Below are 15,058 nucleotides of genomic sequence, written 5' to 3' on the forward strand. Positions count from 1 at the left end.
TTTCAAACCCCAATCTTGGAGGATTTTGCATGGGACTTGAACTCCTGATCATTATTGTTGCGACCGTTTTATCGATACTAGTGTTAATTGGATTGGTTTTGAAACGGTTGTACCGACGGACAACCCGCGAGATCAGTCTTGTTAAGACTGGTGCTGGCGGCAAGAAAGTTATTATGGACGGTAGCGCTTGGGTTATCCCCCTTCTGCACGAAGTCAGCCCAGTAAACATGAAAACGCTGCGCCTTGAAGTTCAACGCAGCGCTGAGGCTGCCCTGATCACGAAAGACCGGATGCGTGTCGATGTAGGTGTCGAGTTTTATGTCTCGGTGATGGCTACGGACGAAGGCATCGCGCGTGCTGCACAAACGCTGGGCGACCGTACATTCGATGTCGAGCAACTGCGTGAGATGATCGAAGGCAAACTGATCGACGGTCTGCGTGCCGTGGCCGCGCAGATGACCATGGACGGTCTACACGAAAACCGCGCCGATTTTGTGCAAGAAGTGCAGAATGCCGTGTCCGAAGACCTGCTGAAAAACGGCCTGTCGCTGGAATCGGTCTCGCTGACCGCGCTGGACCAGACACCGTTCGAAGCGCTGGATGAGAACAACGCCTTTAACGCCGTGGGTATGCGTAAGCTGGCCGAGGTTATTGCGACCTCGAAAAAAGAGCGCGCGCAGATCGATGCGGATGCCGAGGTTGAAGTGCGCCGTGCTGCGATGGAAGCCCAGCGTCAGAAGCTGTTGATCGACAAGGACGAAGAGCAGGCCCGCATCGAACAGACGCAACAGATCGAAACCCTGCGCGTGGCGCAAGAGGCTGAGATCGCCGCGCGGACCGAGGATTCTGTACGTGAAACCGAGCGTGCCCGGATTGCGCGCGAGGAAGCAATTCGAGCGGCTGACATTGAACGCGAGCGTAAAATCCGTGAGGCCGAGATCTCGAAAGAGCGTGAGTTGGAGGTTGCCGAGCAAGAGCGTCAGATCATCATCGCGCAGAAATCCGAAGAGGAAAGCCGCGCCCGTGCGTCTGCCGATCTGGCCCGCGCTGAGGCGACCAAAGCGACCGAAGCGGTGGTTACCGCCCGTCAGGTGGCCGAGGCCGAGCGTCAGAAGCAGATCGTGCTGATCGAAGCGACGCGTGAGGCTGAACGTCAGGCCACAGCCATCCGTCTGGCCGCCCAGGCCGAGAAAGAAGCTGCCGCCGACCGCGCCGAAGCCCGCCGTGAAGAGGCGCAAGCCGAAGCGGATGCGCTGAACATCCGCGCCGAGGCCAAGAAGAACGACATGCTGGCCGAAGCGGAAGGTAAGCGCGCGATTGTCGAGGCTGACAATGCCCTGTCCGTTGATCAGATCCGCCTGAAGGTTGATCTGGCCCGGATTGAAGCGATGCCGACGATCATTGCGGAAATGGTCAAACCTGCCGAAAAGATCGACTCGATCAAGATCCATCAGGTTGGCGGGATCGGTGCCGCCGGTGGTGGCGGAGGCGCCAATGGCGACAAGCCGGTGGTGAACCAGGCGCTGGATTCGATCATGGGCATGGCCGTGCAGATGCCCGCGCTGAAAAAGCTGGGCGAAGAGCTGGGCCTGTCGATGGAAAACGGGGTCGGGGGCATCGTCAACGGCGCGCTAGAGCCGACGGTTGATCCGGTGAAAGAGGTCGAAGTTGTCGACAAGGAACCTCACACCGAACACTAAAACGAAAGGGCCGGGATTTTCCCGGCCCTTTTTCTATCGTTCCTCGCGGGATCGTTTCAGCAAGCGCCCGATGGTAAACGAGGTTCGCGGTGAATAGACATAGCTGGTGCGTTCCTCGGGTGTTGGCCGCGACCGCATCCGCGCCAGACCAAAGATGATCAGGAACACGTGGCCAAGTGCCACAAAGGCAAAAAGCGCGCCGGGTCCAAAGGATTGGATCAAAGTGGATGACACGTAAGGCGAGGCAATCGCACCCAGCGCATACCAGAACATCAGCGCGGCAGAGAGCTCGACCCGTTGTTCGGTTGTGGCAAAGTCATTGGCGTGCGCGGATGAAACTGAGAAAATCGGGAAGGTCGTAAAGCCGAACAAACACGCGGCCAGCATGACGCCGACGGTTCCGGTGTTGCCGGCGGCCATGGTCACACCGCAGCTTAGGACGGCGGCAACCGAAAGCCAGATCAGTACCCAGCGCCTGTCGTATTTATCGGCCAGCCATCCCATCGGATATTGCGCCAACGCGCCGCCCAGCACGAAAGACGCCAGGAAAAACGCGATCTGATCGACGCCAAGCCCAACCTCTTGCCCGTAAACAGGGCCGACCATCCGAAAGGACGCCGAGCTTAACGCGGCAACCACCACCCCGGCCACCGCCAGAGGAGAGCTGTTCCAGGCCAGTTTCGGGCGCAAGCGCGGGGCGTCGGGCGTTTCGGGCTGGCTGGCGCGGGTCAGTGTTAGCGGCAACAGGGCAGCGCAGCACAGGATCGCCAGCAAGTTATACGAGACATATGATGCTGGTGGCAGAACTGCGATGATCAGCTGGGCGCAGAGGGACGCGCCCATATCGACGATGCGATAGGTGCCCATGGCGCGCCCGCGTGTCTCATTCGTGACTTTTGCGTTCAGCCAGGCCTCGATCACTGTGTAGCACCCGGCGACACAGGCGCCTGACGCGATCCGAAGGGCCGCCCAGATATAAGCGTTGTCCGTCAGGGTGTGCCCCAGCAACCCCATTGCGCCCAAAGCTGTGCAAACGGCAAATGCCCGCGAATGGCCGACGCTTCCCATCAGGCGCGGGGCCCACCAGCATCCCACAAAGAAGCCAACGAAATGAGCCGAGCCCAACAGACCAATCTGCCCAGTGGTGAAATTCAGGGTCAGGCCGGAAATCGCATCCAGCGGGCCAACGCCACCGGTGGACAGTTGAAGCAGAATGACGGAAAGAAATAGGGCGGCAAAGGAAATGATCGTGCGCATGATGGGCTCAGATTGCGATATTTCCAGCGCGGTGCGCGCGGCTTATCGACTTTGTGGCGTCGTTTTTGATCTATCCAGTCTTTTTGATCTTGGCCCGGATATCAAGGCCAACAGTTTCCTTTACGAGGTCGGAATAACCCGAGGCGCCAAATTCGTGACGGTTCAGTGAACCGCTGAGTTGGATGGAGAGGTTATTCAAGTTGTCTCGGGCGCTGCCGGGCGGGCGAAAAATATTGGCGCGCAATGTGATTGGTCGCGTTACACCACGCAAGGTCAGATCTCCTGTGATCTCGGCCCCGTTCGAGATACGTCCACCTTCGCCAAGCTGAATATCGGTCGAGGTGAAATGAATTGTGGGAAATCCTGTGGCGTCCAGAACCCCAGCGCTGAGCATCGGTTTGCGGGCAAAGGGCAGGTTGGTTCGCGCCTTGGCAATGTTCAGCGAAACATCCACCCGGCTGTTGGCCAGGTCGGTCATGTCAATTCGGATATCTGCAGATCGTATCGGCATGGTTCCGGACTGTGTGATTCCGGACAGCTCGAACGTAAAATCTACGGAAGTGCCATTGTGGACCAGTTCATAGGGACGCAACCCGGCCAGAGCCGGGTGCGCAAATGGAAGGGTGGTCAACCCGGACAGTACAGCGCGCCTTGTCAGTTGGGTCATATCATGACCTCCAGCCTGCGGGGCCGTGATCGCCTTAGCAACATCAGCAGGATAGCGATGTTCAGCCCGTTCCAGAGGATGCCATTGATAAAGGCCAGTTGATAATTTCCGGTTAAGTCGTAAATCCACCCGGACATCCATCCGCCCAGTGCCATGCCCATGATGGTCATCATCATGACAAAGCCGACGCGTGCTCCGGCCTCTTGCGGGGGCATATATTCACGTACGACGAGCGCATAGCTGGGGACAATGCCGCCCTGCGCCAGACCGAACATGAGGCTGATAATGTAAAGTGAGGCCATCCCGTCATAGGGAAGGAACAGAAATAGGGCGATACATTGCAGGAAAGAGCCGACCAGCAATGTCATCAACCCGCCCAGCTTGTCGGCGACCAACCCCGAGATCACTCGGCTGACCACGCCGCCCAGCAACATCAGCGAGAGCATCTCGGCTCCGACCGCCGGGCCATATCCGAGCCCGACGCAGTAGGACACGATATGGACCTGCGGCATCGACATGGCCACGCAACAGCCGATTCCGGCCAGACCAAGAACGTATTGCAAGCTGCGCGGCGATATTCCCACGCTGCGCGCGTTGATCTGCGCATTGGCGGCGGCGGTCTGATGGGCCTCGATCGGGACTTGCCGGCGCAGCAGCAGAGACAGGGGTATGACAACGAGCAGCGTTATGACCGCCAGCGTCAGATAGACCTGCTGCCATCCCTCACGTGCAAGGATGCCTGACAGAAGCGTTGGCCAGATCGCCCCGGACAGGTAATTTCCGCTGGCAACCAACGCCACCGCAATCCCGCGGCGTTTCATGAACCAGTGTGAGATATCCGCGATCAGAGGGCCAAAACCAACAGCCGTGCCCAACCCCAACAGCAGATGGGCCAGTGACAAGAGCAGCATATTCGGCGCCCATGTTGCCAACAGATAGCTGACCGCGCTCAGAAGGGCGGCACCGATCAGTGCCTTGGTCACGCCCAACCGATCAACCAGTTGCCCCAGCCACATGTTCCCCAGTGCAAACCCGATCATCGACAGGACATAGGGAAATGAGGCTTCGGCCCGACCGGCGCTGAATTGCGCCTCGATCGCGGGCATCACGACGATTACCGCCCACATGCCCACATTCGCCACCGTAGCGATTGCGAGGGTGATCAGAAGGCGAAGCCAAGAATAGCGGCTGTCATGGATTGGATGGCTCATACCGGAACGCTAGGGGTGGATGTAGCACTTGGCTAGTCACAAGTGCCGTGAGCCGCGTAACTTATTCCCCCCAATACACATCTTGGGCCTTGATCCGCGTCAGGTTCAGCCCGGCATGCGTCTTGGTCTGGGTGGCCTGCCAGCTGACCGGGGGCAGGGCGCGGGCGCGACGGCGGGTCAGGGTCCAGCAGGGAACCCCGGCGTGATGATCCGCAGCCATGTGCCAGCGGGTTTCAACCCCCTGTGCGCCGCCATCGCCAGGGGTCAGTAACAGGCCCAGCGGGGCTGGCCCCATCGTGCCGCCTTGTTCCGCGGCCAGATGCATCCGTCGGACCGGCGTCAGGCCGGGCGCCTCGGGCAGATCGCAGATCACCAGTGGGGTTGCCCCGCTGCGCAACGCTTCTTCCATGCACCACAGCAGGTCCTCGGCATGGTTGGGGCGGGCAAACAGGAACCGAGCAGGATCGGCAAAGGCCATCATCCCACCCGGGTGCAACTGGCTTGCCTCCCACGCGGGGGAAATCCACAACACCGGCCCCTGTGCCTGACCGGCCAACCACATGGCAAAGCTGCGCCGGGCGGGGCCGCAGGCCTCGTGCACGCGGGCCAGTTGCAGAGTGATCTGCGGATGGAGCTGCAGCCCCGCCATTTGTCGTGCAGGCTTGCGGCCAAGAAGATGTGTGGACATGCTATTACTCTAGCATGTTCTCATTATGTTCTCAATATCGAGAGGGCATCAGCGCGACAGGATCAGACGCCCATCCGCGAATTGAATATTCGAGAACCGGTGCAGGTAATCCATGCCTAGCAAGGACTGATCCAGCGCCCCTTCATTCACCCAGGCCGAGACATTGCGATCCGTGATCGGCCCCAGTTCAAGGCTGTCCAGCCGTATCGGGGCGGTGCGCACCTCGCCATTGGCCGTCAGGGCCCGCCCGAAATAGTTCAGCTGATCGGGGTCAACACCGATGCGTCTGGCATCCGCCTCGTTCAACACAATCTGGCTGGCGCCGGTATCGACCAAAAAGGTGATGGGTTCTCCGTTGACCAGAACCGGTAGATAGTAATGCCCGTCATAAGCGCGCGGCACTTCGATGCTTTCGCCGGTCACGGTCATCTGCGGGGCAGGGCCCACAGTGCTGCGGATATCGCCCCATAGTCCATAGGCGGCAATGATGCCGATAAAAATAAACACCCAGGCCAGAGCCTGTTGCAACGTTTTGTTCAGGCTTTGCCGGTTCTGAGAGATAAACCAGGCCACGACCGCTGCGCCCAACAATCCAAGATAGGCCAGATTTGCAATGCTGTCGCCGTCCATACCGCTACCTTACTGCGTCACTCGAATCCAATATGGGGATTTATGACGCAAATCCAAAGGCTTTTAGCCCATCCAAGATAAACTGAACTGACAAGGCCGCCAGCAGCATGCCCAACAGGCGGGTCAGCACATTCAGCCCGGTCTTGCCCAGAATTCGTGCCACCGCGCCTGAAGACAGGTAGGTGACGAACACCATCGCCACTACGATCAGCATCATGCCGATCACCACGGCCAGACCCTCTATGCCCGGATGCTGCCCGGCCAGCAGGATCATTGTGGCAATCGCGCCGGGTCCTGCAATCAGGGGAATACCCAACGGAAATACCGAAGGATCAGGATGCTCTTCTTCTTCGGCGCTGTTTTCGCGCCGCTTGGTGCGCCGTTCGAACAGCATGTCCAGCGCTGTGAGGAACAACAGAACGCCGCCCGCAACGCGGAACGCCTCCATCGAGATGCCAATAAAGCCCAGAACCGCCTCGCCGAATGCGGCGAACATGGCCAGAATCCCAGCCGCTGTCAGACAGGCGCGCACCGCTATTGTATAACGCGCATGCCGATCCATGCCTTGTGTCAGGGCCACAAAGATCGGCGTTTGTGCTGGCGGATCAATGACCACAAGCAATGTTGTAAACGAGGTTATGAGAAAGGCTGTATCCATCATGCTGCGGTCTCTGCCTGTTCCAACCGCTCTGCCGCAACCACCCAAAGCGCCTCGGCTTTTTGCATTGCCTCGACCACCTCGGCAAATTTCCGGTTCCAGGTCGCCAGGTCGTTGATCATGTCGTCTTCATACAAACTGGGGTCCGCCAGTTTGGCCGAGAGCTTTTCGTGCATATCCGTCAATTTCTCGATCCGTTCCTCGCATTTGCGCAGATCGGCGCGCAGGTTCAGAACCGCCTCGCGCGATGGGCGTTTGGGCTTGGCCGTCAGCGGCTTTTCCTTAACAGGTTTGTCGCGGCCCAGCAGTAGGGACCGATAAGATTCCAGATCCCCGTCAAACTGTTTGACGGATCCGTCCGAGACCAGCCAGAGGTGGTCCGCCACCAGCGACAGTAGGTGCATGTCATGACTGACCAGCACCACGGCCCCGGAATAGGCGGTCAATGCCTCAACCAGCGCCTCGCGGCTTTCGATGTCCAGATGGTTGGTCGGTTCGTCCAGAATCAGCATGTGCGGGGCGTCGATGGTGGCAAGCAGCAGCGACAGGCGCGCCTTTTGACCGCCGGACAGCCGCCCGACCTTGGTTTCTGCCTGATCGGCATTCAATCCGAACCCGGCCAAACGCGAGCGCCATTTGCCCGGTGCTTCATTCGGGCGCAATCGGCGGAGATGATCCAAGGGCGTCTCGTCCACATGCAGCTCATCCACCTGATGCTGTGCAAAATAGCCGATGCGCAGCTTGGTGCTGCGGCTCATCTTGCCAGCCATCAACGGCAGACGATCAGACAACAGCTTGGACAGGGTCGATTTGCCCTGACCGTTCTTGCCCAGCAGCGCGATGCGGTCATCCTGATCAATGCGCAGGTTCAGACGGCGCAGCACCTCGGTCTCGCCGTATCCCGTCACACCGCCTTCGATCTGAATGATCGGGGGCGACAGTTCTTCGGGTTCTGGGAAGGAAAAAGCGCGCAGAGCAGCCTCTTGCGGGGTCGAGACCAACTGAATGCGTTCGATCATCTTCAGGCGCGACTGGGCCTGAACTGCTTTGGACGCCTTATAGCGAAAGCGATCCACGAAGCTTTGCAGATGCGCGATGCGCGCCTTGGCCTTGGTGTTTTCCGATTCCGCCTGTGCCAGACGTTCAGCGCGGCGTTCGGCGAATTTGTCGTAAGGCACCGCGTAATAGGTCAGCTTGCGGTCTTCCAGATGCAGGATCGACCCCACAGCGCGGTTCAGCAACCCGCGGTCATGGCTGATGATGATCACTGTGTGCGGGTATTTCGCCAGATAGCTTTCCAGCCACAGCGCGCCTTCCAGATCCAGATAGTTGGTCGGTTCGTCCAGCAGCAACAGATCAGGCTGCGAGAACAGTACCGCTGCTAGCGCGACGCGCATGCGCCAGCCGCCGGAAAAGTCCGAACAGGGTTTCAGCTGATCCTCGTCATCGAACCCCAACCCCTTGAGGATCGAGGCCGCGCGCGCTTCGGCCGACCAGGCGTCTATATCGGCCAGCCGGGTCTGAATATCGGCGATGCGTCCGGGGTCCGTGGCACTATCGGCTTCAGTCATCAGTGCGCTGCGCTCGGTATCGGCGGCCAGAACGGTATTGATCAGTGAGGCATCGGACGAGGGCACCTCTTGCGCCACGCCACCAATACGCGCCCGTTTCGGGACAGCGATACTGCCCGATTCCAGCGCCAGTTCCCCCCGGATCAAGCGAAACAGGGTGGTCTTGCCGGTGCCATTGCGCCCCACTAGTCCAACCTTGTGGCCATCGGGGATGGTTGCGCTTGCGCCCTCGAACAAAGGGCGGCCTTCAACGGCATATGTGATGTCTGCGATCCGTAACATGTGCTGCTCTTAGCAGAGCCGTAATGCCGCCGCCAGCAGCTTGCATGTTCAACCGACATTCAATGTGTTAGCGCTGTTTTGCCTGAAGTTTTCACACGGTTCCATCATGCATACAGCCCGAACACCTCCGTCGTTGGTCACGCTGGTCTTTGCCACGGCGTTGTCGGTGCTGACGCTGAATATGTTCCTGCCATCGCTGGCGCATATGAGCGTGGACTTTCAGGTGGATTACGGCCTTATGAATCTGGCGGTTGCGGGATATCTGGCGGTTTCTGCTGTGCTGCAACTGATCATGGGTCCTCTGTCGGATCGATATGGGCGCAGGCCGGTCCTGTTGATCTGCATGTCGATCTTCGTGGTCGCATCCATCGGCTGCGTGCTGGCTGGGACAATCTGGGTGTTTCTGGGTTTTCGCCTCATTCAGGCTGTGGTCGTCGCCGGGTCTGTGCTGTCCAGCGCCTCAATCCGCGACCGCTATCCCCCCAACGAGGCGGCCAGCAAGCTGGGTTATGTCGCAATGGCTATGGCGTTGGCGCCAATGCTGGGGCCGATGCTGGGCGGCGCGTTGGACATGCTGTTCGGCTGGCGCTCGGGGTTTGTTCTGTATTCCGTACTTGGCACCGGTCTGCTGGCTTTGCTGTGGTTTGATATGGGAGAGACCAATATAAACCGCGCCCCAACATTCGCGGCGCAGCTGAAGGAATATCCGCATCTGTTCCGCGCCCGAAGGTTTTGGGGTTATGCCCTATGCGCGGCATTTTCGATCGGCGGCTTTTTCAGTTTTATCACCGGTGCACCGTTGGTTGCAGCTGCTTGGTTTGATCTGAGCCCCGCGATGCTGGGTCTTGGGATCGGCATTATCACCGGCGGGTTCATGGTCGGGAATTTTGTCACTGGCCGATTGGCGGCGCGGACGCAGTTAACAACGATGATCCTGATAGGGCGGAATGTGGCCACGGCAGGGCCGCTTTGCGGGCTGCTTCTGTTTTGGGTCGGGCTTGGTACGGTTTGGGTCTTTTTCGGCTCGGCCATCTGTGTCGGTTTCGGCAATGGACTGACCAACGCCAATGCATCGTCGGGCGTGATGTCGGTTCGTCCCAAACTGGCAGGCAGCGCGGCGGGCCTGTCAGGTGCAATGATCGTTGCGCTGGGGGCGGTTCTGACCACGATCACCGGCGCCTTTGTCAGCCCGGAAAACGGACCCTTTCTTGTGCTTGGCATGATGTGCGGGTGCAGCTTTATCGGCCTTCTGGCCGTGCTCTATGTTCGTAGGATCGACCGTCTGGACCCGTTGCCCGGCACATTGTGACCGGCAAAGCGCCGGAGCAGGGCATCATAACACTTTTCATAAGCTACAGACCATGATACGCGGCCCGCGATGGATTTCGGCGCGGGCCCCGCGCCCTATTTTAAGGAGAGGCCGACATGGCACTGGAACGCACATTCTCGATCATCAAACCCGATGCAACCCGCCGCAACCTGACTGGCAAGATCAACGCCAAGTTTGAAGAGGCCGGTCTGCGCATCGTAGCGCAAAAGCGCATTCACATGACCAAAGCACAAGCTGGCAAGTTCTATGACGTCCATGCCGAGCGCCCGTTCTATGACGAACTGTGCGAATTCATGTCGTCCGAGCCGGTTATTGTACAGGTTCTGGAAGGCGAAGGCGCCATTGCCAAGAACCGCGAAGTCATGGGCGCTACCAACCCCGCAGATGCGGCCCCCGGCACCATCCGCGCCGAGTTCGCTGAATCGGTTGGCGAGAACTCGGTCCACGGTTCAGACGCACCGGAAACCGCAGCGGTTGAGATCGCCTATTTCTTCTCGGGCATCGAACTGGTCGGCTAATCTGTTTTAAGATCAAGCCTATAAAGCCGCTCCCGGGGTCGGGGGCGGCTTTTTCTATGCGGGTTTCAAATCGTCCGAAGATATCCGGACGCCGATCGCATCCAAGTCGGCGATCATCTTCGTTTGCGGCGCAGTGCTGTTGCTGGCTTTGATTGCGTCGAACCTTTGCCGCAGGGCCTTTTTCTCTTCGCCTTTGCAATCGTTCCAGGGGCGGCCTTGCAGCCCCATCACCAAAACATAATAGCCGATGAAATGAGGGCGCGATCCTGCCTGCAAAAGTTTTGCATAGGCCGCGTCGGGGCCTATCTCGCGCAGTTGCTGGGCCGAGTGGATACCGGCACGCGCACAAGCCTGTTCATAGGCCGGGCCGAGATTACGGATAGTTGAGATCGGGTCAGACATAATCGACGTTTTAACCGGTGTCAGAATTACTGTCACCCGATCCTTTTTTACCTTTGCGGTTCATGATTACCGGATCAGGGTTTGCGCGAAAGACGAATAGTAGCTTCAAGGCCCGGATCACAGTTGCGGGCGTCGAACATGCCTTTGTGCATATGCGATATCGCTGCGACCAAAGCCAGGCCCAGACCTGCATTGCGCTCGGTCCGGGCGGGATCAAGTGTCACAAAGGGCATCTGCAGGCGGGCCAGATCGTCCTGTGGTACACCGGGGCCGTGATCCCGCACGCTGAGGTTGGTATACAGGCCGTCATCCGCAATATTGATCGTGATGGTCGAACCATCAGGCGCGTATCGCAGAGCATTTTCTAACAGGTTGGACAGTGCCTGAGACAAAAGGGGGCGGTGGCCGGGAAGGGGGGCAGTTGACCCTGTAACTTCAAGTGTTACGCCCTGATCCGTGGCAACCGGATCATAGAGCTCGACCACGTCCGCCACGAGTTGCTTAAGGTCGACATCTTCGAACTGCTCTCGCCCGACACCTGCTTCGGCACGCGAAATCTCAGTCAGTTGGCCCAGAACCCGCAGGACATGATCAACCTCGGTCGTCGCGCGCGCGATGTCGATTTCGCGATCCTGTTCGGATTTGCGGCTATCTGACAGGGATTCGACCCGCTGTTTCAACCGCGACAAAGGAGAGCGTAGATCATGCGCGATCGAATTCGAGGTCGTCCGTAGATTGCTGACCAACTCCTCGATCCGGTCCAACATCGTATTGAGCGTACCTGAAACTTGATCGAATTCATCACCGGTCCCGCGCAAGGGCATCCTGCGCGACAGGTCGCCTGAAACGATATTTTCTGCGGTCGAGGCGATGTCAGACAAGCGCGAAAAGACGAGCCTGGTAAACAGCCAGCCTGTCAGGACGCTCAGCGCCAGCGCGATTGCCAGCGCGAAGCCGACCGAGCGTAAAAGAACACGGTCAAACTGCTGTCGTGCCAGCGCATCCCGCCCGACAAGCAGGCGTTCTCCGCCCGGCAGACGAATGGATGCAGCCGAGATTGGCACCAGCTGTTCGCTGTCCGAGCGTCGCAGCTCAAGTTGGACCCAACCACTTCCGGCAGTGATGTCATCGGGCCATTGCCTCAGGTTGCCAGCCAATTTCGTCCCGTTGCGGTCGGTCAATAAGTAAAGGGCATCCCGTTCAGAGGCGGTGGGAATACGGCGTTCGATGGCTGTCAGCAAACCGATGAGCCCGCGCCTTTCGTATTCATCGGCCAGACCGGTCAATTCCGCGGAAACCACCGAGCGGGTTTCGCTTTCGATACTGCGATTTGCGGTGACATAGACAAGGGCCAGCACGGTGGCTGTCAGCAATGTGCTCAGAACCATGCTGGCCAGAACCAAACGTGTTCTGGAATTATTGAACGAAAGCCGCAGGTTATCCATCAGATATCATGTAACCTGCGCCCCGGACTGTTTCAATCAACGGGATCTCTCCGCCTTCATCCAATTGGCGGCGCAGTTTCGAGATATGGACGTCAACCACATTGGTGTTCGGGTCGAAATGATAATCCCAGACACCTTCCAGCAACATAGTGCGTGACACCACACGGTTCTTGCGTCTCAGGAAGAATTCCAAAATCTGAAATTCACGCGGTGTCAAGGTAATCTCTCGCCCGTTGCGGGTGACTTTGCGGGTCAGCAAATCCATATCCAGATCGCGGCAGGTCAGGGTCGGGTTTTCCTCAGATTCCTGCGGGCGTCTTAACAGAGCCTCGATCCGCGCATGCAGTTCCTGAAAAGAGAACGGTTTGACCAGATAATCATCTGCACCGGCCCTCAGGCCTTTGACTCTCTCATCGACCGCGCTCATTGCGGTCAACATCAGAACCGGAGTTTTCAGACCCGCGGCGCGCATGGATTTGATCAGTGACAGGCCGTCTAGACCGGGCAGCATTCGGTCCAGAACGATGGCGTCAAAGCCACCATCTGTGGCGTGATACAGCCCTTCGCGCCCATCCGCGGCCTGTTCGACGACATATCCTTCCTCGCTGAATCCTTTTGCTATGAATTCCCGGGTGTCTTCATCATCTTCAACGATCAACAGGCGTCGGCTCATGATCTGAAATCCTTTCTACCGGAACTTAAACACAATTTTTCAAACAAAGTACAAGATTTGACCGGTTTAGATGCCGGGTGCGTCGTTGCGCACCCGGCTGCTCCGGCAGATTGCGGACAATTCAATCATGCCAGAGAGGCGCCCGCCAGATCTCCCCATCACGTGGCGCGCGCAGGTGTTCGATCAGGCGATTTCCACCGCAACAAAGATCTGGTTGCCGCCACGGTTGATCAGGACAAGCGCGGGATCGGTTTTTTCGCTGTCCAGCGCGTCTTTCAGTGCGTCAGGAGTGGCCGTATCCTGGTTGCCCAGCTTCACGATCACGTCGCCACGCTGAAGACCGGCTTTGGCTGCAGGGCTGTCCGGTTTCAGGTCCGTGACGATCACACCGTCAATATTCTCGGCCACGCCCAGTTCCGCACGGTTGGTTTCTGTTAGTGGTGCAACGGTGACGCCCAGGGCGGTGCCCGAAATGCCTTCATCCACTGACTTGTCCATTTCGGCCGATGCGGACTGATGCTGTCCAATCGTCAACTTTATGTCTTGCTCACTGCCGTTACGCAAAACTGTAAGTGTGCTTTCTGTTCCAACCTTGGTAGTTCCGACAAGGATCGGCAGGTCGCTGCTGGACGCGACGGGTTCGCCGTTAAAGGTCAGGATGACGTCGCCCTGTTCCAGGACGCCTTCGGCAGGGCTGTTGGCTACAACGTCCGAAACCAATGCGCCGTTTGAGGCATCAATTCCCATCGCCGCAGCGATCTGAGGGCTGACATTCTGGATTGACACACCCAGCCAACCGCGGCTGACCTGGCCATCATCGCGCAGATCCGCGGCAATATGGTCCACAATGTTCGACGTGACGGCAAAACCCAACCCGACCGACCCACCGCTCGGGGAATAGATGGCCGAGTTCACGCCGATAACCTCACCATCCATGTTGAACAGCGGGCCACCGGAATTGCCTTTGTTGATGGCCGCATCCGTCTGGATGAACTCGGCATAAGGTCCCTGCGAAATATTGCGGTCCTTGGCCGATACAATCCCGGTCGTCACGGTCGAGCTGAGGCCAAACGGGTTCCCGATGGCGACAACATCCTCGCCCACACGGATCACATCGCTATTGCCAAGCTCTACGGCCTGAAGTGGCTCGCCCGCGTCGATCTTGAGAACCGCGATATCGGTCAACGGGTCGGTACCGATCACCTCAGCCTCAAAAGTTCGGTCATCATTCAGGCGCACGGTCACGGTCGCGGCATCGTCGACCACGTGATGGTTCGTAATGATGTACCCGGCTTCATCCAGTACAAAACCTGACCCCAAACCCTGAGACGGACCACGACGGGGGGCATCGAACCCTTCAGGCACGCCAAAGCGTTTGAAGAATTCACCGAATGGTTGGCCTTCGAAATCAAACTGCTGTCCGGTTTCCGGGCCCTTGGCGGCGTTTTGTTCCGCGATGATGGTCACGACAGAAGGTGACACGCTCTCAACTAAATCAGCCAGCGCTTCGTCAGCTTTCGAGGGCAGGGCGGTCGTTGCCAACAATGCCGCACTCAGCGCTGAGACGCCTATCCAGTTTGATGTGCGTGGCATAAGAAGAGAGGATTTACGGATGCTCATTTTGGTCTCCTGATTGAAGCACGCGACACTGGCCGCGCCTTGGATCAAGAGATGCTGCATCAGTCTGTGACTTTCCTGATTGGTTGGTTAATAAATCTTAATTTTGCCACAAACGAGAGGCTCTATCCCGGCGTCGGGTGGCAAAGATTCGCGGAAATCTTCCGAATCATAAGGTGAGAATCGGTGGATTGTTGCCTGTTCGGCAGTCAAATGATGATTTTAGTTGAATTAAATCTGTTTGATAAACAAAACGAGCTCTCAGAAATTGATGGATTTATGACACAGCCATTGGTTGTGAGTGGATCTGGTCTCATAGGCTGAATTTGCCGGAAACATATCATATTATGAACATGTTATATATATGGTCTGTGATAATTGGAGTGTACTCGCTTTTAGATTTTCTCGG

At 58.0% G+C, this 15,058-nt stretch carries 14 protein-coding genes; 3 read left to right on the forward strand and 11 right to left on the reverse strand.

The window, feature by feature from the left end; all coding sequences use genetic code 11:
- The first annotated feature begins 29 nt into the window (after positions 1-29).
- Complete coding sequence (locus AC2FJ5_RS11540) at positions 30-1,700, forward strand: flotillin family protein (protein ID WP_496793436.1); 1,671 nt, start codon at positions 30-32, stop codon at positions 1,698-1,700.
- A 33-nt stretch (positions 1,701-1,733) separates the two neighbouring features.
- Here the strand turns inward: AC2FJ5_RS11540 and AC2FJ5_RS11545 are convergent, their stop codons facing one another.
- The 7 genes from AC2FJ5_RS11545 to AC2FJ5_RS11575 all read right to left on the reverse strand — a co-directional run bounded on the left by AC2FJ5_RS11545 (position 1,734) and on the right by AC2FJ5_RS11575 (position 8,664).
- Entirely contained in the window at positions 1,734-2,957 is a 1,224-nt protein-coding gene (locus AC2FJ5_RS11545) for an MFS transporter (protein ID WP_271946650.1), read from the reverse strand.
- Between the two features lie 70 nt (positions 2,958-3,027).
- Positions 3,028-3,624, reverse strand: a complete 597-nt coding sequence (locus AC2FJ5_RS11550) for a YceI family protein (protein ID WP_496793437.1) — start codon at positions 3,622-3,624, stop codon at positions 3,028-3,030.
- Positions 3,621-4,835, reverse strand: a complete 1,215-nt coding sequence (locus AC2FJ5_RS11555; RefSeq protein ID WP_496690686.1) for an MFS transporter — start codon at positions 4,833-4,835, stop codon at positions 3,621-3,623. Before AC2FJ5_RS11555 ends, AC2FJ5_RS11550 begins: the two co-directional genes overlap by 4 nt.
- A gap of 61 nt (positions 4,836-4,896) precedes the next feature.
- On the reverse strand, positions 4,897-5,523 hold the full coding sequence (locus AC2FJ5_RS11560) for an ImuA family protein (protein WP_496704785.1): 627 nt from the start codon (positions 5,521-5,523) through the stop codon (positions 4,897-4,899).
- Between the two features lie 48 nt (positions 5,524-5,571).
- Entirely contained in the window at positions 5,572-6,153 is a 582-nt protein-coding gene (locus tag AC2FJ5_RS11565) for a retropepsin-like aspartic protease family protein (protein WP_142634277.1), read from the reverse strand.
- Positions 6,154-6,193: 40 nt separating this feature from the next.
- Entirely contained in the window at positions 6,194-6,814 is a 621-nt protein-coding gene (locus tag AC2FJ5_RS11570) for a MarC family protein (protein WP_142634274.1), read from the reverse strand.
- Positions 6,811-8,664 (reverse strand): ABC-F family ATP-binding cassette domain-containing protein, encoded by a 1,854-nt coding sequence (locus AC2FJ5_RS11575; RefSeq protein ID WP_496793439.1) that lies wholly within the window; start codon positions 8,662-8,664, stop codon positions 6,811-6,813. Before AC2FJ5_RS11575 ends, AC2FJ5_RS11570 begins: the two co-directional genes overlap by 4 nt.
- A 106-nt stretch (positions 8,665-8,770) precedes the next feature.
- Between AC2FJ5_RS11575 and AC2FJ5_RS11580 the strand changes: the two genes are divergently transcribed.
- Both AC2FJ5_RS11580 and ndk read left to right on the forward strand, forming a co-directional pair.
- Positions 8,771-9,973: a multidrug effflux MFS transporter gene (locus AC2FJ5_RS11580; protein ID WP_496793440.1), complete on the forward strand. Its 1,203-nt coding sequence runs from the start codon at positions 8,771-8,773 to the stop codon at positions 9,971-9,973.
- Between the two features lie 116 nt (positions 9,974-10,089).
- Complete coding sequence (ndk, locus tag AC2FJ5_RS11585; protein WP_142634270.1) at positions 10,090-10,512, forward strand: nucleoside-diphosphate kinase; 423 nt, start codon at positions 10,090-10,092, stop codon at positions 10,510-10,512.
- A gap of 54 nt (positions 10,513-10,566) precedes the next feature.
- Here the strand turns inward: ndk and AC2FJ5_RS11590 are convergent, their stop codons facing one another.
- From AC2FJ5_RS11590 to AC2FJ5_RS11605, 4 genes are all read right to left on the reverse strand, one after another.
- A complete protein-coding gene (locus AC2FJ5_RS11590) occupies positions 10,567-10,914 on the reverse strand; it encodes a TfoX/Sxy family protein (protein WP_496687709.1) in 348 nt (115 codons plus the stop codon).
- 74 nt (positions 10,915-10,988) lie between these two features.
- Positions 10,989-12,359 (reverse strand): sensor histidine kinase, encoded by a 1,371-nt coding sequence (locus AC2FJ5_RS11595; RefSeq protein WP_271946675.1) that lies wholly within the window; start codon positions 12,357-12,359, stop codon positions 10,989-10,991.
- Positions 12,352-13,032, reverse strand: coding sequence for a response regulator transcription factor (locus AC2FJ5_RS11600; RefSeq protein ID WP_142634264.1), 681 nt, complete (start codon positions 13,030-13,032; stop codon positions 12,352-12,354). Before AC2FJ5_RS11600 ends, AC2FJ5_RS11595 begins: the two co-directional genes overlap by 8 nt.
- Before the next feature lie 183 nt (positions 13,033-13,215).
- On the reverse strand, positions 13,216-14,652 hold the full coding sequence (locus AC2FJ5_RS11605; protein WP_282021323.1) for a Do family serine endopeptidase: 1,437 nt from the start codon (positions 14,650-14,652) through the stop codon (positions 13,216-13,218).
- Between the last annotated feature and the right edge of the window lie 406 nt (positions 14,653-15,058).

Source organism: Ruegeria sp. CDSA221 (assembly GCF_059611825.1).

Bases quoted from the DNA above. Each gene is read 5' to 3' on its own strand.
- AC2FJ5_RS11580 (WP_496793440.1), top strand. From the start codon at position 8,771: ATGCATACAGCCCGAACACCTCCGTCGTTGGTCACGCTGGTCTTTGCC.
- AC2FJ5_RS11560 (WP_496704785.1), bottom strand. From the start codon at position 5,523: ATGTCCACACATCTTCTTGGCCGCAAGCCTGCACGACAAATGGCGGGG.
- ndk (WP_142634270.1), top strand. From the start codon at position 10,090: ATGGCACTGGAACGCACATTCTCGATCATCAAACCCGATGCAACCCGC.
- AC2FJ5_RS11545 (WP_271946650.1), bottom strand. From the start codon at position 2,957: ATGCGCACGATCATTTCCTTTGCCGCCCTATTTCTTTCCGTCATTCTG.
- AC2FJ5_RS11555 (WP_496690686.1), bottom strand. From the start codon at position 4,835: ATGAGCCATCCAATCCATGACAGCCGCTATTCTTGGCTTCGCCTTCTG.
- AC2FJ5_RS11565 (WP_142634277.1), bottom strand. From the start codon at position 6,153: ATGGACGGCGACAGCATTGCAAATCTGGCCTATCTTGGATTGTTGGGC.
- AC2FJ5_RS11575 (WP_496793439.1), bottom strand. From the start codon at position 8,664: ATGTTACGGATCGCAGACATCACATATGCCGTTGAAGGCCGCCCTTTG.
- AC2FJ5_RS11595 (WP_271946675.1), bottom strand. From the start codon at position 12,359: ATGGATAACCTGCGGCTTTCGTTCAATAATTCCAGAACACGTTTGGTT.
- AC2FJ5_RS11550 (WP_496793437.1), bottom strand. From the start codon at position 3,624: ATGACCCAACTGACAAGGCGCGCTGTACTGTCCGGGTTGACCACCCTT.
- AC2FJ5_RS11605 (WP_282021323.1), bottom strand. From the start codon at position 14,652: ATGAGCATCCGTAAATCCTCTCTTCTTATGCCACGCACATCAAACTGG.
- AC2FJ5_RS11590 (WP_496687709.1), bottom strand. From the start codon at position 10,914: ATGTCTGACCCGATCTCAACTATCCGTAATCTCGGCCCGGCCTATGAA.
- AC2FJ5_RS11600 (WP_142634264.1), bottom strand. From the start codon at position 13,032: ATGAGCCGACGCCTGTTGATCGTTGAAGATGATGAAGACACCCGGGAA.
- AC2FJ5_RS11540 (WP_496793436.1), top strand. From the start codon at position 30: ATGGGACTTGAACTCCTGATCATTATTGTTGCGACCGTTTTATCGATA.
- AC2FJ5_RS11570 (WP_142634274.1), bottom strand. From the start codon at position 6,814: ATGATGGATACAGCCTTTCTCATAACCTCGTTTACAACATTGCTTGTG.